We start from the raw sequence: 15,934 nt of genomic DNA on the forward strand, positions 1-15,934 counted from the left end.
ATGTCGGCAGAAAAAAGCGTCAACGGGTTCCTGATCAACAAGGCAAAAGATGGTCAATGGTGGGTAGACAGCGTCGGCGGCGAGAATATCGCCGGTCCTTTCCCTTCCGAAGCGATGGCGATCGAAGTGGCATCGGTGTTGCAGCTCGAACATCCAGAGCCCACGCGACGCGGCAAGGACAAGAACTGATAGAGGCCTGACACGCCCACAGCCCTGCCCATGCGCAGGGCTTTTTTATGAAATACCCGCGCCGAAGTGGCCTTTGGCTATAACCTTTTGACTTTGGCGCTGTCACAGCCTTGCCCCCACCTTGACGACGACCACGACATGACCAAATTTTTGCCACTGATCGCAATACTGGCCCTGAGCGGCTGCGCCACCTCTGAAAAGATGTACCTGAACAATGGCGAGCAGGGCCTGGCCATTGATTGCTCCGGGGAGGCCAACTCCTGGGCCGCCTGCTACGAGAAAGCCGAAGCCTCCTGCGCAGGTACCGGCTACCAGATTGTCGGCACCGATGGCACGCCAGCACTCAAGGAAAGCGACAAGACCCTCGGCGCCGATGTGGGCAACTTCAAGAACCGCAGCGTCGTGGTGGTCTGCAAGTAGGCCGCCCTGCCCTACATGTGAATTTCGGCGAATTTGATCCCGAGCCCGCGCACGGTCTCGATCAGCTCGTCGAGACTGACGAAGGACTCGACTTCGTCGTTCTCATCGACCAGAAAAAAGCTGCGCCCGGCGCTCTTCTTGAAAAACACGATCCACTCCCCCGGGTTCGCCGGATTCTGAATCACATGGGTGGCAGAGATATGACCCTCTGCATGCCGCTCCCGTACCCGCTCTCGCTTCATGCCCGACTCCAGAAATGACAATGCCGTCCAAGCCTCGCTTCGACGGCATCGATAACGGTCGACATTCTATCAGCCGGAGATGCACGCATTCACTGCATCACTGACATCTCGTGGACGCACCGGCACATTGGACATGCTCTCGTGCAGCTTGATGCTGCTGCCGCCGGAGCGTTCTTCGATATCGATAACAGCGGACGGCCCCGACGAAAACTTCTGCGGTACGATCACCCGTTCCCCGTCCTTATGCCGCTCGACTTGCAAGGCACCCCGGCTTTCGGCCAGTTGCTTGCTCAGGCATTCGGAGTATTCATGGGGCTTCTTGCCTGAAATCACGTTCATGGTCGGCATCGTCTCGTTGATATCGGAGACGCTTGCACAACCACTCATCGCCAAAGCCAGCGGCAGAACCCAAAAACCCCACTTCATACAAAACCTCCAATAAAGACCCTCCGACAGCGCAATCACCGTTTTTCTCCGGGAGATTGCGCTTGGGATGCGTAATAACTGTTTTTTATTGCCTCGGTAGCCCTTCCCGGCCGGATAATTAGCTGTACGGGCTGATAAACTGCGCGCCAAATCGCCCATGCTATCGTTTTGATTTTGTAGAAAAAGCCCTTCTGGAGGCGCCCCATGAAATTTATCCACCAGCGCGAGCACCTCAACGAAGACGACATCGTCGTCATTCAATGCTCCCAAACCTGCAACATCCGTTTAATGAACGACGCCAACTTCCGCAGCTTCAAGAATGGCGGTCGTCATACCTATCACGGCGGTGCGTTCGATACTTTCCCGGCCCGCATCACCGCGCCGAGCACCGGTTTCTGGAACATCACGATCGACACGGTCAACCGTCGCCCGATCAGCGTGACCCGCAAACCGACGCTGACTCATTCGATCAAGATCATCCGCCGCTCCAGCACGAAGCTGAGCTGAGTGACGGACCCGATTAAAAAGGCAGACATCACCGTGGCTCAAACGACCAAATACGTCATCAAATACAAACTCAATGGCGAACGCCGTTTCGAGTTTGCCCAGCTTGAAAACGGCACAGAAGAAGAAGCCAAGGCAGCACTGGCCGCTCTCCATGGCGCTGGCGACGATGTGATCAGCGAAATCAGCGTCAGCAAAGCGTTGTAATCAGTGCCCAGCTGAATTCGACCGCAAGTGCCGGAGCGCTGTTTGCATCAGGATGTTTTCACGATGCGTTATGAGCCCATGAACCCGCAGACGTTCGACCTGTTTGCCGATGCCGAACCCGAGCAACAGCCCAAGTGCGTGCAGATCGGCGAACAGTCCTGCGTGTTGAGAGGGTTCGCCCTGCCGTGGCTGGACCGCGTACTGCCCGCTCTGGAAATCGTGCTGGCTGCCGCGGCGTTTCGTCAGATGGTCACACCGGGCGGTTTCACCATGTCGGTTGCCCTGAGCAGTTGCGGCACGCTCGGCTGGACCACTGACCGCAGCGGTTACCGTTACACCCGTCACGATCCGCAGACGGGCAAGCCCTGGCCAGCAATGCCCGAAGTGTTTTTGCAATTGGCGCAAGCGGCAGCACGGGAGGCAGGATTTGCTGATTTTGTGCCGGATTCCTGCCTGATCAATCGCTATGTCCCCGGTTCGAAGATGTCGTTGCATCAGGACAAAGACGAACAAGACTTCGCTGCGCCCATCGTTTCGGTATCGCTGGGCTTGCCGGCGATGTTCCTGTTCGGCGGTTTTGAGCGCAGCGATAAAAGCCAGCGCATTCCCTTGCTGCACGGCGACATCGTGGTGTGGGGCGGTGTCGATCGCCTGCGTTACCACGGCGTGCTGCCGATCAAGGACGGAACCCATCCGCAGCTGGGTGAGCAACGCATCAACTTTACGTTCCGCACGGCGGGATGAACGCTTCGAATTCGACCGCAAGCGCCGGAGTGCGATGCGGTTGTCACGCGGTTAACGTGCAGGAAATCCCTCAACGGACATGAACCATGGCCAGTCAATCGAACCCGATCAACACCGAAAACGATCCGCGCTGGGCTGCCGTTGTCGCACGCGATCCGAAGGCCGATGGGCAGTTTGTCTACGCGGTCAAAACCACGGGCATCTATTGCAACCCCAGCAGCCTGGCACGTTTGCCCAAGCCGCAGAATGTCGAGTTCTTCGACACGGCCGAACAGGCGCAGGCAGCCGGTTACCGACCCAGCAAGCGCGCGGCAAAGGATCAGAGTGAGGTCGCCGCGCAACATGCCGCGACCGTGGCGGCTGCGTGTCGCCGGATCGAATCTGCGACCACACTTCCCGCACTGGCCGAACTGGCCGATGCGGCGGGCCTGAGCAGTTTCCACTTTCATCGGGTGTTTAAAGCCGTCACCGGCCTGACCCCCAAGGGTTACGCCACGGCCCACCGCTCTCGCAGGGTTCGGGAACATCTGGCCGAGGGCAGTTCGGTGACGGATGCGCTCTATGAAGCAGGCTTCAATTCCAACAGCCGTTTTTATGAAGCGGCTGATCAACTGCTCGGTATGAAGCCTGGGGATTATCGTGCGGCCGGGCAGAACAACGACATTCGTTTTGCCGTCGGCCAGTGCTCGCTGGGTGCGATTCTGGTGGCGCAGAGTGAGCGCGGGGTGTGCGCGATCTTGCTTGGAGATGATCCTCATCAACTGGTGTGCGATCTACAGGACAAGTTTCGGCGCGCCAACCTGATCGGCGCCGACCCTGCATTCGAGCAACTGATCGCCAGGGTCGTTGGGTTTATCGAGGCGCCCGCGATGGGCCTGGACTTGCCGCTGGATGTACGCGGCACAGTGTTTCAGGAGCGGGTCTGGCAAGCGCTGCGCGAGATTCCCGTTGGCAGCACCGCCAGCTACGCCGATATCGCTCAGCGCATCGGGTCGCCAAAAGCGGTTCGCGCCGTGGCTCAAGCCTGCGGCGCAAACAGCCTGGCCGTGGCGATTCCATGCCACCGCGTGGTGCGCAGCGACGGCAATCTGTCAGGCTATCGCTGGGGCGTCGAGCGCAAACGTCAGTTGCTGGAGCGCGAGTCGCTGGCGCTGGACTTACCGTGAGGTGTAGGGCATTGCGAAATCACGACTGGCCTTGCACCAGTCGTTGCGTTACAAATCCTGCTCCACCGTCCCAGCCCGAACTCAACGTCGGAGAACACTGCACATGAACCAATGGCCAGATACCCGCATTCTTGACCTGCTCGGGATCGAACTGCCGATTATCCAGGCGCCCATGGCCGGCGCCACGCTCTCCTCCATGGTCATTGCCGCGAGTAACGCTGGCGGTCTCGGCTCAATGCCGGCCGCCATGTTGAGTACGGAGCAATTGCGCGAAGAACTGAAAACGATTCGCCAACACACCCAGCGCCCTATCAACGTCAATTTCTTTTGCCATCAACCGCCGATGGCGGATGAGCAACGTGCGCTGGAATGGAAAAACCTGTTGCAACCCTACTACCAGGAACTGGGTGCCGACTTCGAGGCGCCGACGCCGGTTTCCAACCGTGCGCCCTTTGATAACGCCACGTGTGAAGTGATCGAAGCGCTTCGTCCAGAGGTCGTGAGCTTCCACTTTGGCTTGCCGGAAAAATCCTTGCTTGATCGCGTTAAAGCCACCGGTGCGAAGGTGCTGTCATCGGCCACCACCGTTGAAGAAGCGGTGTGGCTGGAGCAACACGGTTGCGACGCGATCATCGCCATGGGCTATGAAGCCGGAGGGCATCGCGGGATGTTCCTCAGTGATGACTTGAGCAGCCAGGTCGGGACCTTTGCGCTGGTTCCGCTGATCGTCGACGCGGTGAACATTCCGGTGATTGCCGCTGGTGGCATCACTGACGCACGCGGGGTTGCGGCCGCATTCATGCTCGGCGCTTCGGCGGTGCAGGTCGGAACGGCTTATTTGTTCACGCCGGAAGCGAAGGTCAGCGCATCCCATCACAAGGCGTTGCGCACCGCCAAGGAAAGCGAGACGGCGGTCACCAACATTTTCACTGGCCGTCCGGCGCGGGGCATTCTTAATCGGGCGATGCGCGAACTGGGTCCAATGAGCGCCAAGGCGCCGGCCTTCCCGCTCGCTGGCGGCGCACTGATGCCTTTGCGCGCCAAGGATGAAGCGGATTTCAGCACCCTGTGGGCCGGGCAGGCGTTCAATCTTGGCGTTGAGCTGACCACCGCAGAACTGACCAAACGCCTCGCCGAGGAAGGTTTGGCCAGATTGCTGGGGCGGTAACACGCCACCCTGTTGCAGCTGACGCGCCCTGCTCAGCTGCAACAAAATTGTGATTTGTGCATTTTCGACGTTCCGTTTGCATACAGTTCGTTATATATTTTTGTACATAACGAATAACCCCCTGGCTGCATTTGCCTACGACGGAGCCGTTTCATGATCATCCGCGCCTCACGTTTTGTCCCCACCGGCCTCGCAAGCCTGCTTGCCGTGTTCGCCTTCGGCTCTGCCCAGGCAGACGAAGTGCAGGTTGCCGTAGCCGCCAATTTCACCGCACCCATTCAGGCCATTGCCGCCGATTTCGAAAAGGACACCGGGCACAAACTGGTTACGTCCTTCGGTGCGACCGGTCAGTTCTACACCCAGATCAAGAATGGCGCGCCGTTCGAAGTGTTCCTCTCGGCAGACGACAGCACGCCGAAGAAACTTGAAGCCGAAGGCGATACGGTCAAAGGCTCGCGCTTCACCTATGCGGTTGGCACCCTGGCACTGTGGTCGGCTAAAGACGGCTATGTCGATGCCAAGGGCGATGTGCTGAAAAAGAATGAGTACCAGCATTTGTCCATCGCCAACCCGAAAGCCGCGCCTTACGGCCTGGCAGCGACTCAGGTGCTGGCCAAAGAGGGCCTGACCGACAAGGTCAAGGACAAGCTCGTTGAAGGCCAGAACATTACCCAGGCCTACCAATTTGTCTCCACTGGTAACGCCGAGCTGGGTTTTGTCGCCCTGTCGCAGATCTACAAGGATGGCAAAATCACCAGTGGCTCGGCCTGGATCGTTCCGGCCAGCCTTCACGACCCGATCAAACAGGACGCCGTGATCCTCAACAAAGGTAAAGACAACCCGGCTGCCAAAGCCCTGGTTGACTACCTCAAGGGGCCAAAAGCGGCCGCGGTTATCAAGTCCTACGGCTACGAGATCTGAATGTCGCTATCGAGTGCCGATTTTTCCGCCATTTGGCTGACCCTTAAACTGGCGTCTCTGACGACGGTCATCCTGTTGATCATCGGCACTCCGATTGCGTTATGGCTGTCGCGCACCCGCTCCTGGCTGCGCGGCCCGGTCGGGGCGATTGTTGCCCTGCCCTTGGTGCTGCCGCCCACGGTGATTGGTTTTTACCTGTTGCTGGCCCTCGGGCCCCACGGGTTCATCGGTCAACTCACCCAGTCACTGGGGCTTGGCACCCTCACATTCAGTTTTGCAGGGCTGGTCATCGGTTCGGTGCTGTATTCCATGCCGTTCGTGGTCCAGCCGCTGCAGAATGCCTTTTCCGCGATAGGCACCCGACCGTTGGAAGTGGCCGCAACACTGCGCGCCAATCCCTGGGACACCTTCTTCAGCGTGATCCTGCCGTTGGCCCGCCCCGGATTCATCACGGCGGCCATTCTCGGTTTCGCCCACACCGTCGGTGAGTTCGGCGTAGTGCTGATGATCGGCGGCAACATTCCCGATAAAACCCGCGTGGTCTCGGTGCAGATATACGATCACGTCGAAGCCATGGAATACGCGCAGGCCCACTGGCTGGCAGGGGCGATGCTGGTGTTCTCGTTTGTCGTCTTGCTGGCGCTGTATTCCAGCCGTAAAACCAAAATCGGCTGGAGTTGATTGATGATTCGTGCGCGTCTGAAACTGGCTTACTCGGGGTTCGCCCTCGATGTCGATCTGGAACTGCCGGGGCGTGGCGTCACTGCCCTTTACGGTCACTCTGGCTCGGGCAAGACCACGTGCCTGCGTTGCATCGCCGGCCTTGAACGGGCTGATGAAAGCTTTATCCAGGTCAATGACGAAGTCTGGCAAGACAGCGAGCAGAACATTTTCGTGGCGCCACACAAACGTGCCTTGGGCTATGTGTTCCAGGAAGCCAGCCTGTTTCCTCACCTCTCGGTGCTGGCCAATCTCGAGTTCGGCCTCAAGCGCATTGCGAAGCACGAGCGCCGGGTCGACATGGCGCATGCCACCGAACTGTTGGGGATCAGCCATTTGCTGGACCGACACCCGCAACACCTCTCGGGCGGTGAACGGCAGCGCGTAGGCATGGCCCGCGCCCTGTTGACCAGCCCGAAACTGCTGCTGATGGATGAACCGCTGGCCGCGCTGGACGCCCAACGTAAAAGCGAAATCCTGCCTTACCTGCAACGCCTTCACGATGAACTCGACATCCCGGTGCTTTACGTCAGTCATTCCCAGGATGAAGTGGCGCGCCTGGCCGACCACATCGTCCTGCTCAGCAACGGCAAGGCACTGGCCAGCGGCCCGATTGGGCAAACCCTGGCCCGCCTCGACTTGCCGTTGGCGCTCGGGGATGACGCGGGCGTGGTGATCGAAGGGTGCGTCAGTGCGTATGACAGCGACTACCAGCTGCTGACCCTGCAACTGCCGGACACCACTTTGAGTATTCGCGTGGCCCATACGCCGATGGTGGCGGGCCATGCACTGCGTTGCAAGGTTCAGGCACGGGATGTGAGTCTCAGCCTGCATAACATTGAGCAAAGCAGCATCCTCAACCGTCTGCCGGTCACGGTAGTCAGCGAAATGAGCGCCGACAATGCCGCACATGTCCTGATACGGCTGGATGCGGCCGGCACTCCGTTGCTCGCGCGCATCACGCGCTATTCCCGGGATCAGTTGGGTGTGCACACCGGTCAGCAACTCTGGGCACAGATCAAAGCGGTGGCGGTACTGGCCTGAATTTCTCGGCACGACCGCATCGGCGCGGGGTCAATCGCAGTAACGGCCACTGACTCCAGCGCAAGGACTCTCACCATGTCCGATGTATTGCCGCCCGACTTGCATTATGTCGATGACACTCAACCCGGCATCACCCGTAAAAAACTGCGGGGCAAGTTCTGCTACTTCGCCCCAACGGGGCAGCGCATGACCGACGCGGATGAGATCAAGCGCCTCAATTCGCTGGCGGTGCCTCCGGCCTACACCGATGTATGGATCTGCGCCGATCCACGTGGGCATCTGCAAGCCACCGGCCGGGATGCCCGCGGTCGCAAGCAGTACCGCTATCACCCGCGCTGGCGGGAGGTGCGGGATGCCGACAAATACTGGCGCCTTCGGGATTTCGGCCGGGTCTTGCCGAAACTGCGTCAATAACTGGACCTAGTGCTGGCCGCGCCGGGCTTCAGTCGCGACAAAGTCATGGCCACGGTCATCACCCTGCTCGATTCGACCCTGATTCGCATCGGCAACAGCCAATATGCACGGGACAACCGCTCCTATGGCCTGACCACCTTGCGCAGCCGTCACGTTGAGATCAACGGCAGTGCGATCCGCTTCCAGTTTCGCGGTAAAAGCGGTATCGAACACCAGATCACGGTGAAAGACCGGCGCTTGGCACGAATCGTCAAGCGTTGCCAGGAGATCCCCGGGCAAAATCTCTTTCAGTACTTAGATGAAAACGGTGATCGGCACACGGTCAGTTCTTCTGACATAAACACGTACCTGCAATCGCTCACAGGTGCCGACTTCACCGCCAAGGATTACCGCACCTGGGCCGGCAGCGTACTCGCGTTGGCCACATTACGTGAATTGCGCTGGGAGACCGAACCGGATGCAAAGCGGCATGTGGTTGAGATGGTCAAGAACGTCGCCAAGCAATTGGGCAATACCCCGGCGGTCTGCCGAAAGTGCTACATCCACCCGGCCGTGCTCGATGCCTTCATTCTGGGAGCGCTGGCGGAGTTGCCCAAACCAAGGCCCCGTAAAGGCCTCACGCCCCAGGAAGTCGGTCTGGCGATGTTTTTGGAAACGATGCTGACCGCCCCCGAACCGACGAACTGACCTGTCTATTTTTTGCACGATCGCCAATGGCTTCTATAGTTGATCTGACATAAATCAACAGCGGAGACGCCATGGAAGACATTTTCGTCGTCAAGAGTTGCAACAAGATCATTATCCATGGCCGCAGAGATGGCGAGTCCGATCACCTGCCTCCGGACGCCGCCGTCTGGTACCGCATTGCGGACACCCGTACCCAGGGTTTCATCGGTGACGGCTACGATCTTGAAGAAGACGCCCAGCGTGTTTGCTTGCAGTTGAATGCCAAATCACAAGTCACAGCCAGACAAGGCTGAAGGACGCTCATCATTTTTTAACGGGTCTATACTCAATAGGCTGAAGGACCAGTGACCCCATCAGCAGTCAGCTCGCTCCCTGCGGGCTTTTTGCTGCCCTATCAGGTTTCTTGAACGGAGGTGTTTCCCATGTCCGAAAAAGAGTCCATCACCACCCTGCTCACCCTTCTTGATTCACGTCAGGCCCGCCTTGCAGCGGCGTGCAAGGAAATCGCCGATTGGGTTGACCATCAAGGCGGGCATCCAACCGCGCTGAGGATCCGTGATCGCCTGAACGACATCGAAAAGGACACGCCGCTGATTCGCAATACGCTGTCTTCGCTACAACCGGTCGACCGGCCGCTGCCTCGGTTCAGATGATCAGATCCGGACACAAGGTACGAGAAAGCGGGTTGAACCCAGGCCTAGGATCGGCGATGCCACGGTCCGCGTGAGCGTGTGCGCCTGATCAAATATTGCGTTTGCCCCCCCAACCCAGCCTGGCGCTGGGTTTTTTGTGGCTTGAAAACAATCGAACGTCACCGTGCCCGTGAGGTCAACCGTTCACACGACACGAAGGAGACGTTCCAATGGTGACTCACTTCAAAATCAGCGGGCACCTTGCCTGTGGTCACAAGGGCAGCAACCTCATATCAACGCGCGAACTCAATCGCGTGAAATGCAGAAGTTGCCGCAACACCGATGCCTACAAAGAAGCGCGCAAGGCCGAACGTAACGCAGTCCGACGCGCGAAGCGTAAAACCAAAACCGCCCGAATCCTCACGGACTGGCGCTCGGCCTGGACTGAAAGGCTGACCGCAATGGAAGGCTTGCAGCGACTGCCACGTGGCTTTACCGGCCAACCCTTCGTTTAATTACCGTCTTCACGCTTAGGGCCCTACTGGAGGGAGATGCGATGAACAGAATTGTTCTGTTCATCATCGCCAGCCTGGGGCCCACATTCGCAATAGCGCTGGGCTGATATGTCATCACGTGAACGCGGTGGCGGCAGCTGGAATTCGAAATGGTTACTGAAGGTCGGACTCAACAATTGCCGGTGCCATGATCTCGCGCAACGACATGCGCTTGAATGCTTCAACCAGCCCTCGTCCCTCCTGCGGTTCACAAGTGATCGCCAACCGCATCGTCGCCTCGCCCAAGTGCCAGATCAGAAACGCGGCTTCCTCAATCTGTTGTGCGTCGCGCCCTGGATACACGCGAAGCATCGCCTCTGTCAGAAACCTTCCGGCCACCCGACTCTCCTCCAGTTCGAGCTGCAACAGCTGCTTGTCCGCCTGGGTGGCCGACCAGATGTCGCGCATGACCGGTGTCGCAAAAACAATCTCGTAGTACTGATCAAGCAGCCCCGAATACGCTGCCTGCAGTCCGGCCGCATCTTCAACCGCAGCCAACGCCTCTTCAATGCAACGACGACTCTCGGCGTTGTATCGCTCGGCCAGCGTGCGGATGACAGAGCTCTTGTCCGGAAAGTACTGGTACAGGGAACCGATTGAAATGTCGGAACGCTCGGCGATTTCGCTCATTTTGAGCTGGTCGCTGCCCTTGCTCGCAATCAACTGTGTCGCCACACCGAGAATTCGCTCCTGGCGCTCGCGGCTGCGTTGCTGGGTGGGACGGCGTCGAGCCGCTTCCATTGGCTGCTTCAAGGGTTCGATGGTCTTTTTGGGCACGAGCGTGCTTCCCGATCAATAACATGACATGTACTCACCTTAGCACTGCACAGGCGTGCCCCCAAGATGATGTCCATCCGTCGGGTCTTTGAATTCGTAGCGTTGACGAATAAACATGAGCATCTATCATCTTTTAAACGTGAGCATAACTCACATTAACCGATGGAGATGACCGCGATGAAAACCTCTCAAGAAACCGTGCTGGTACTCGGCGCCACAGGCAAAACCGGCCGGCGGATCACAGAACGTCTTCAGACGCTTGGCGTACCCGTTCGCCTCGGCTCTCGAGATGCCAATCCACCCTTTGACTGGGAAGATCGATCGACCTGGGATGCCGTGCTGGACGGGGTGCAGGCGGTCTACCTTTCCTATCAACCGGACCTCGCCGTCCCTGGTGCGCTGGAAACCGTTCGGGCCTTCACCGACCTGGCTGTCAAACAGGGCATCCGCACATTGGTGCTGCTCTCCGGGCGCGGTGAAATCGAAGCGGAACACGCTGAACGTGTCGTGCAGAACAGTGGGATCGACTGGACCATCCTGCGAGCCAGCTGGTTCTGCCAGAACTTCAGCGAGGCGCACTTTCTTGAGCCGATTCTGCAAGGAGAACTGGCGCTCCCCGTGGGTGACATCGCCGAGCCCTTTGTCGATGCAGAAGACATCGCGGAAATCGCCGTCGCGGCACTGACCCAACCGGGGCACAGCCACCGACTCTATGAACTGACCGGCCCGCGAGCCCTGACTTTTGCACAAGCCGTTGAGGAGATCGCCAGCGCAACACACCGCCGGATCGATTTCATCGCCGTCCCGCGAGAAGCCTATCGCCAAGCGCTGGAGCAGGAGCAACTGCCCCCTCAACTGATCGACCTGGTGTTGTATCTGTTCACCACCGTGCTCGATGGTCGCAACACCCCGGTGGCCAATGGCGTGCAGCAAGCACTGGGTCGGCCAGCGCGCGACTTTTCCGAATACGTGCGACACACGGTCGCTTCAGGGATATGGGGAAGTGAGCGTTGAAGTCCGACGCCCAGCATTGGCGCCATCAAGCTTCCTCGACTAGGGTTCCGTATCGAACTGCAGCACCTTAATTGGCAGGAGCCTGATAAAGGAGGAAGCAATGTCACCCATTCGTAGTGCCGAAAAAACCTACCGCCAGTGGTCCAGCCCGATCTTGCTTGAGCTCAAGGAACGAGAACATCAGTTGGCACCGTCGGACCGCCAGGCACTGCAAAATATTCTGCAGGAAAGACGGTTGCTCAACCTCGGCAATCCATCCGGTAATGAGCGGCGCAATGCTGGCACGGAGACTGACAACAACTCGCGGTAACAGTCGGCCGCGCCGTTCATAAATCTATTTTTGATAATTATTAATTTCCCAACGCTTCTCCCGTGAGCCTTCAATGCACCTGGGAGGAGATTTTATCCAGAAGCCTGCAGGCGGCGGCTTTTAAGGATGTTCATCGCCGGTAAATCTGCATTTGTAGAGCGGCCCTCTCCTCCCAAGTGCGCTGTTTTGCCCCGTGTCTTGACCCAAGACAGGCAGAACAAAGGCCACATGCCGCACTTCGGTTTTTTCCACGTTCCAGACGCGGCGAAGCCACCACACGGAGGGATTCCAGGATGCTGATAAAAATCGAAAAAGCGAGTACGTCGGAAGGCTGGAATGTCTGGATGGACGGGTGGTGCGTTGCGTTCTGCAGCTATGCACAAGCCTTCGCATTCGTGACCAGGCTGGAAGGCCGAATCAATTCACCGCACCCCCTGCCTGTAAGCGTGGGCAAACTAGAATTGGAACTATCCTGATCACGCTAATACATCAGGAAATCCCTTCTAACTTTACGCCACGCCCATTCGCGTGGCGTTTGCCTTTCAGACGTTTAGCCCCACCCAGACGCGGCAGAAGTTGAACCGACGTTTCCGCTTCAAATGTCCATATTTGATAATTATTAATTTCCCTACTTCCGTCACCCAGCTTTAAATGCGTCTCGAGGAGGGTTGGTGAAGGTGGGGTTTACAGGTGACGCCTTTAACGGACACTTCAAATCCAGCCCAGTCTGTATTTGAAGAAACCAACCTTCCTCTCCATGTGTACTTCTTTTGCCCCGTATCTTCCCCAGGAGAGCGGGGCTTTTTTTGGTCGGTACACATCGGAACCCCGAACCTCATCTGACCGTTCAGGTTTAACTCGTAACCCCCATCGCCTTTAGAACCACCAGCTGCGATTGTCGTCCAGTTCCTGGCGACACTGCTTGAGTTGGGCATTGTAGATCTCAGACTGCTGTTGCACTTTGTGTGCTACTTGCATCAGCCAAGGTTTACTGCGATAGGTGTTACGGCTATAGCCACCACGTCCCTCGTGGTAAGCCAGGTATTGATTGTAAGTGTCCCATTGGGAGATTCCGAGCTGACGGTGCGTGCCCGTGGCGTACCAACCGATAAACATGATCGCGTCATCAAAGTTGTCACGCGAACCACCGTTGCCAGTCCCCGTCTTGTATTCACCCCATACCGGATCCTGGGCCTGCGCATACCCGTAAGCAGAACTGACTCGCCCCCATGGAATCACCCATAGCAAGTAATCGCGAGGCGGTAATGCGTCAGCCACAAAGCTGCTTTCCTGCTTCATGATGGCCAACGCCACGTGCAGAGGCGTCCCATATTCCTTCTGCATTTCCAGCGAATCCTCGTACCAGTCAGGGTACTCACGATAAATACTGCAGATATTGCCTTGATCACTGGGTGGCGAAGTCACGCACCCAGTCAAAAACATAAACAATAACGTCAGTAGTAAAAACTGTTTCATTCATATCCCTCAAGAAAACAGAGCAAAAAACGCCCTGGGTTTGCTGCAAGAAACCCGTGAGAGGTAAGCGCAGGCAAAAATGTCAGAAGACATGCATCTTGGCAGAGTCACTCTTTTGAGAGGCTGCTTTGTAAGTCGCTGTTACGCGGGGATCCTGAAAATATCATGACTCACGCATCGAAAGTATGCCTCGGCACAACGTGATAACGCTCCGCAGTCTAGTGATCAAACATACTTTCACTCGCTGGACCGGTATCGCGTCTGGCTCCCACTCTTGAAAATGGGCGCACGCTACGAACGTTCGTGTGTGGGCTTATGTCGTCATGGCGGCACTATTGGGGCTGTGTATCGGGAGTTTCGTGCAAGGATTAGTCGACATTCATTCCGAATGTGCAGCCTACGAGCAACCTGTAGGCCCATGCCTCTTCAAACACATCAGCCCGTAGGGTTTGACAGTGGTCCGGCAGGGAAGCTAGTTCGATTGCCTCCCGGTCGGGCTGCCTGGGTTAGTGATAGGCATTATCGGTGATGGCTTAAACCTGGATCAGAACGCTGGCCTGCTGCGAATCAATAGTCGGGACCAGCCCCGAGCCCTGTTGATGAGCGAGCCAGGCCCGAGTCAACTTCACGTCGAATCGCCAGCCATGGGTTTCCATCCAAACGAGCGCTGTATGGGTAATTCGATAGTGGCCGCATTTCGCGCATGCTCTTTCATGGTAATCATCACCAACATCGACATCCGAAGCAGGCGCATCGCAAATTAGGCATTCCATATCTACCTCCATGGTTTGCCAGTGGACATGATGACCGGGGGTCTCGCCGATGAGCCGCGCGAGGTCGTGAAAATCCGGTCTGGAAGAGCGATTTGCAGATGCCGATGCTGGATTTAGAAAACGCTCAGGCAGAAATTACAACCTCCCTGTTTACTGTCTGTCATACCAGCCTCCACTGCATTACAAATCAGCCAGTGCAATATCTATAACTCACAGTCAATTAATTTTCACAGGCATTACTTACACAATCACATTTTTGATCATTCTTGCATTCAAACTTAGTTTCTCCACAGATGCATGCTTGCTTTGGGCTTCCTGCGTGACCAGCGGACCCCGCAGCAAGCAGTTGATTTTTATCATGTCTATCCGTCAAAACCGAAGAGCCTTTTACGTTACTTTCTTTGTGAGAATCAGCCGCCAGAGAAAAGCCAGATGATAAGACCACCATCATACAGAACGAACTTATTATTAACCTCATGATCCAACCCTCTAATGACGGCAATAGTTTCGAATCGGATTTTTTATACCCTGGAAACTCAATTCACAAATATTACTTAGCTATATAGAAAGGAGGATTGCGTGCTGTGCTTTTTTATCGCACACAGCTGACTGTTAAACTAACGTTACACCTCAAACATTGGTTAGCTAACGATCGCGCAACTCCAACAATCGCCATAATAAACATTCAGCAAAGGCCAACGGTTCCTTTGGCAGCGATGGACTTACCCGCCCTGCCCCCTGCCATTCTAAAGTCAGCCGTTATAGCGACAAGGGCAGGTATTGCCCGATAAAAAACAGTGGTGCTCATCGCAAACGCTATCGTGAATTTTCGGGGCGAATCGTCATCGACACCATTGCGTCTCACAGGGTACACCGTCGTTGTCGCCGTCCATTTCCACTCCTGGACAATTTTGCAGAAAGCTTTTGGCCTCTTTGCACGAGGTCATCTGTGAGCAATATTTGCGCCCATCGCATTTGACTCGAGCGGAAACGGGTTTCGGCGCAGTCACAGCCGTAGAGGTTCTCTGGGGATTCGAAAACCGAGCCTCAGCCCAAAACTTTAATTCAGGTGAAAGCTTCAACGCCAATAGACCAACAACAAGCACCACCAGAATCAGTTTCATCTTGATCCATCCATGAAGAGATACCGTTTGCGTTCTCACGCTGCCAACAACCGCCTACCACCGAAAAAGGTCATGTCCACCGAAGACTCAGGGCCCGAATTACCCCTAGGGAAGCCACGTTACATCGCACAAGGCAAACAAATGTTGGTGCGGTACAAGTGGGTCGCGGCCACCCTAAGCACATGTGGAATGTGTGTCTCCTCCCGCGCCAGCAAAAAAACCTTCCCAACTGGCTGATCTGAACGATTTACGTAGGTTTCCTAAATCGACTCGGGAAAAGTACCTTACTGTCTAGGGAAATTCTGAAGAAGACTTCCTGATTTTGGCAAAATACCAGGACTCCACCCGCCGAGTTTTCCGATGAAACAGATGACCTTCGCTGACGCCGAGTACGCAGGCAAGCGTAAGCAGACCCGCAAAGA

At 56.6% G+C, this 15,934-nt stretch carries 21 protein-coding genes and 1 pseudogene; 16 read left to right on the forward strand and 6 right to left on the reverse strand.

Annotated elements, in window-relative coordinates:
• A complete protein-coding gene (locus CKW15_RS26010; protein WP_095152927.1) occupies window positions 1–189 on the forward strand; it encodes a hypothetical protein in 189 nt (62 codons plus the stop codon).
• Between the two features lie 138 nt (window positions 190–327).
• Window positions 328–609 (forward strand): hypothetical protein, encoded by a 282-nt coding sequence (locus CKW15_RS26015; RefSeq protein ID WP_095056035.1) that lies wholly within the window; start codon window positions 328–330, stop codon window positions 607–609.
• Window positions 610–620: 11 nt separating this feature from the next.
• On the opposite strand, the gene CKW15_RS26020 is transcribed toward CKW15_RS26015, so the two are convergent.
• Window positions 621–851, reverse strand: coding sequence for a hypothetical protein (locus CKW15_RS26020; protein ID WP_095056034.1), 231 nt, complete (start codon window positions 849–851; stop codon window positions 621–623).
• Window positions 852–920: 69 nt separating this feature from the next.
• Window positions 921–1,277: a hypothetical protein gene (locus CKW15_RS26025; RefSeq protein ID WP_095056033.1), complete on the reverse strand. Its 357-nt coding sequence runs from the start codon at window positions 1,275–1,277 to the stop codon at window positions 921–923.
• 204 nt (window positions 1,278–1,481) lie between these two features.
• Here CKW15_RS26025 and CKW15_RS26030 point away from each other — a divergent pair, with 204 nt between their 5' ends.
• The 12 genes and pseudogenes from CKW15_RS26030 to CKW15_RS26085 all read left to right on the forward strand — a co-directional run bounded on the left by CKW15_RS26030 (window position 1,482) and on the right by CKW15_RS26085 (window position 9,999).
• Window positions 1,482–1,784 (forward strand): DUF1883 domain-containing protein, encoded by a 303-nt coding sequence (locus tag CKW15_RS26030; protein ID WP_007946189.1) that lies wholly within the window; start codon window positions 1,482–1,484, stop codon window positions 1,782–1,784.
• Entirely contained in the window at window positions 1,785–1,988 is a 204-nt protein-coding gene (locus CKW15_RS26035; RefSeq protein ID WP_143498524.1) for a hypothetical protein, read from the forward strand.
• A gap of 63 nt (window positions 1,989–2,051) precedes the next feature.
• Window positions 2,052–2,732, forward strand: coding sequence for a DNA oxidative demethylase AlkB (gene alkB, locus CKW15_RS26040; RefSeq protein WP_095152928.1), 681 nt, complete (start codon window positions 2,052–2,054; stop codon window positions 2,730–2,732).
• 86 nt (window positions 2,733–2,818) lie between these two features.
• On the forward strand, window positions 2,819–3,898 hold the full coding sequence (gene ada, locus CKW15_RS26045) for a bifunctional DNA-binding transcriptional regulator/O6-methylguanine-DNA methyltransferase Ada (protein ID WP_095152929.1): 1,080 nt from the start codon (window positions 2,819–2,821) through the stop codon (window positions 3,896–3,898).
• 103 nt (window positions 3,899–4,001) lie between these two features.
• A complete protein-coding gene (locus CKW15_RS26050; RefSeq protein WP_095152930.1) occupies window positions 4,002–5,066 on the forward strand; it encodes a nitronate monooxygenase family protein in 1,065 nt (354 codons plus the stop codon).
• A gap of 153 nt (window positions 5,067–5,219) precedes the next feature.
• On the forward strand, window positions 5,220–5,987 hold the full coding sequence (gene modA / locus CKW15_RS26055; RefSeq protein ID WP_095056029.1) for a molybdate ABC transporter substrate-binding protein: 768 nt from the start codon (window positions 5,220–5,222) through the stop codon (window positions 5,985–5,987).
• A complete protein-coding gene (modB, locus tag CKW15_RS26060) occupies window positions 5,988–6,668 on the forward strand; it encodes a molybdate ABC transporter permease subunit (protein ID WP_095056028.1) in 681 nt (226 codons plus the stop codon).
• 3 nt (window positions 6,669–6,671) lie between these two features.
• Window positions 6,672–7,751: a molybdenum ABC transporter ATP-binding protein gene (gene modC, locus CKW15_RS26065; protein ID WP_095152931.1), complete on the forward strand. Its 1,080-nt coding sequence runs from the start codon at window positions 6,672–6,674 to the stop codon at window positions 7,749–7,751.
• Window positions 7,752–7,826: 75 nt separating this feature from the next.
• A pseudogene (locus tag CKW15_RS26070) lies at window positions 7,827–8,852 on the forward strand (DNA topoisomerase IB).
• A gap of 71 nt (window positions 8,853–8,923) precedes the next feature.
• Window positions 8,924–9,145 carry a hypothetical protein gene (locus tag CKW15_RS26075; protein ID WP_095152932.1) on the forward strand — a complete coding sequence of 74 codons (222 nt, stop codon included), beginning with the start codon at window positions 8,924–8,926 and terminating at the stop codon, window positions 9,143–9,145.
• A 129-nt stretch (window positions 9,146–9,274) separates the two neighbouring features.
• On the forward strand, window positions 9,275–9,505 hold the full coding sequence (locus CKW15_RS26080) for a hypothetical protein (RefSeq protein WP_046038414.1): 231 nt from the start codon (window positions 9,275–9,277) through the stop codon (window positions 9,503–9,505).
• Between the two features lie 209 nt (window positions 9,506–9,714).
• The gene (locus tag CKW15_RS26085) at window positions 9,715–9,999 is read left to right on the forward strand and encodes a hypothetical protein (RefSeq protein ID WP_095056024.1); all 285 of its coding nucleotides are present in this window, start codon (window positions 9,715–9,717) and stop codon (window positions 9,997–9,999) included.
• A 153-nt stretch (window positions 10,000–10,152) separates the two neighbouring features.
• On the opposite strand, the gene CKW15_RS26090 is transcribed toward CKW15_RS26085, so the two are convergent.
• Window positions 10,153–10,779, reverse strand: a complete 627-nt coding sequence (locus CKW15_RS26090) for a TetR family transcriptional regulator (RefSeq protein ID WP_095056240.1) — start codon at window positions 10,777–10,779, stop codon at window positions 10,153–10,155.
• Window positions 10,780–10,992: 213 nt separating this feature from the next.
• Here CKW15_RS26090 and CKW15_RS26095 point away from each other — a divergent pair, with 213 nt between their 5' ends.
• Window positions 10,993–11,829 carry an NAD(P)H-binding protein gene (locus CKW15_RS26095; protein ID WP_095152933.1) on the forward strand — a complete coding sequence of 279 codons (837 nt, stop codon included), beginning with the start codon at window positions 10,993–10,995 and terminating at the stop codon, window positions 11,827–11,829.
• 100 nt (window positions 11,830–11,929) lie between these two features.
• Window positions 11,930–12,139: a hypothetical protein gene (locus tag CKW15_RS26100; RefSeq protein ID WP_095152934.1), complete on the forward strand. Its 210-nt coding sequence runs from the start codon at window positions 11,930–11,932 to the stop codon at window positions 12,137–12,139.
• A gap of 876 nt (window positions 12,140–13,015) precedes the next feature.
• Here the strand turns inward: CKW15_RS26100 and CKW15_RS26110 are convergent.
• From CKW15_RS26110 to CKW15_RS26120, 3 genes are all read right to left on the reverse strand, one after another.
• A complete protein-coding gene (locus tag CKW15_RS26110) occupies window positions 13,016–13,615 on the reverse strand; it encodes a hypothetical protein (protein WP_095152935.1) in 600 nt (199 codons plus the stop codon).
• A 533-nt stretch (window positions 13,616–14,148) separates the two neighbouring features.
• Entirely contained in the window at window positions 14,149–14,388 is a 240-nt protein-coding gene (locus CKW15_RS26115) for a hypothetical protein (protein ID WP_095056019.1), read from the reverse strand.
• A gap of 842 nt (window positions 14,389–15,230) precedes the next feature.
• Window positions 15,231–15,512 carry an excalibur calcium-binding domain-containing protein gene (locus tag CKW15_RS26120; protein WP_095152936.1) on the reverse strand — a complete coding sequence of 94 codons (282 nt, stop codon included), beginning with the start codon at window positions 15,510–15,512 and terminating at the stop codon, window positions 15,231–15,233.
• Window positions 15,513–15,934: the final 422 nt, after the last annotated feature.

This window comes from Pseudomonas sp. Irchel s3b5 (assembly GCF_900187435.1).
GTDB lineage: Bacteria > Pseudomonadota > Gammaproteobacteria > Pseudomonadales > Pseudomonadaceae > Aquipseudomonas.

Coding starts and splice junctions, on each gene's coding strand:
- CKW15_RS26010 (WP_095152927.1), top strand. CDS start 1: ATGTCGGCAGAAAAAAGCGTCAACGGGTTCCTGATCAACAAGGCAAAA.
- CKW15_RS26015 (WP_095056035.1), top strand. CDS start 328: ATGACCAAATTTTTGCCACTGATCGCAATACTGGCCCTGAGCGGCTGC.
- CKW15_RS26020 (WP_095056034.1), bottom strand. CDS start 851: ATGAAGCGAGAGCGGGTACGGGAGCGGCATGCAGAGGGTCATATCTCT.
- CKW15_RS26025 (WP_095056033.1), bottom strand. CDS start 1,277: ATGAAGTGGGGTTTTTGGGTTCTGCCGCTGGCTTTGGCGATGAGTGGT.
- CKW15_RS26030 (WP_007946189.1), top strand. CDS start 1,482: ATGAAATTTATCCACCAGCGCGAGCACCTCAACGAAGACGACATCGTC.
- alkB (WP_095152928.1), top strand. CDS start 2,052: ATGCGTTATGAGCCCATGAACCCGCAGACGTTCGACCTGTTTGCCGAT.
- ada (WP_095152929.1), top strand. CDS start 2,819: ATGGCCAGTCAATCGAACCCGATCAACACCGAAAACGATCCGCGCTGG.
- CKW15_RS26050 (WP_095152930.1), top strand. CDS start 4,002: ATGAACCAATGGCCAGATACCCGCATTCTTGACCTGCTCGGGATCGAA.
- modA (WP_095056029.1), top strand. CDS start 5,220: ATGATCATCCGCGCCTCACGTTTTGTCCCCACCGGCCTCGCAAGCCTG.
- modB (WP_095056028.1), top strand. CDS start 5,988: ATGTCGCTATCGAGTGCCGATTTTTCCGCCATTTGGCTGACCCTTAAA.
- modC (WP_095152931.1), top strand. CDS start 6,672: ATGATTCGTGCGCGTCTGAAACTGGCTTACTCGGGGTTCGCCCTCGAT.
- CKW15_RS26075 (WP_095152932.1), top strand. CDS start 8,924: ATGGAAGACATTTTCGTCGTCAAGAGTTGCAACAAGATCATTATCCAT.
- CKW15_RS26080 (WP_046038414.1), top strand. CDS start 9,275: ATGTCCGAAAAAGAGTCCATCACCACCCTGCTCACCCTTCTTGATTCA.
- CKW15_RS26085 (WP_095056024.1), top strand. CDS start 9,715: ATGGTGACTCACTTCAAAATCAGCGGGCACCTTGCCTGTGGTCACAAG.
- CKW15_RS26090 (WP_095056240.1), bottom strand. CDS start 10,779: ATGGAAGCGGCTCGACGCCGTCCCACCCAGCAACGCAGCCGCGAGCGC.
- CKW15_RS26095 (WP_095152933.1), top strand. CDS start 10,993: ATGAAAACCTCTCAAGAAACCGTGCTGGTACTCGGCGCCACAGGCAAA.
- CKW15_RS26100 (WP_095152934.1), top strand. CDS start 11,930: ATGTCACCCATTCGTAGTGCCGAAAAAACCTACCGCCAGTGGTCCAGC.
- CKW15_RS26110 (WP_095152935.1), bottom strand. CDS start 13,615: ATGAAACAGTTTTTACTACTGACGTTATTGTTTATGTTTTTGACTGGG.
- CKW15_RS26115 (WP_095056019.1), bottom strand. CDS start 14,388: ATGGAATGCCTAATTTGCGATGCGCCTGCTTCGGATGTCGATGTTGGT.
- CKW15_RS26120 (WP_095152936.1), bottom strand. CDS start 15,512: ATGAAACTGATTCTGGTGGTGCTTGTTGTTGGTCTATTGGCGTTGAAG.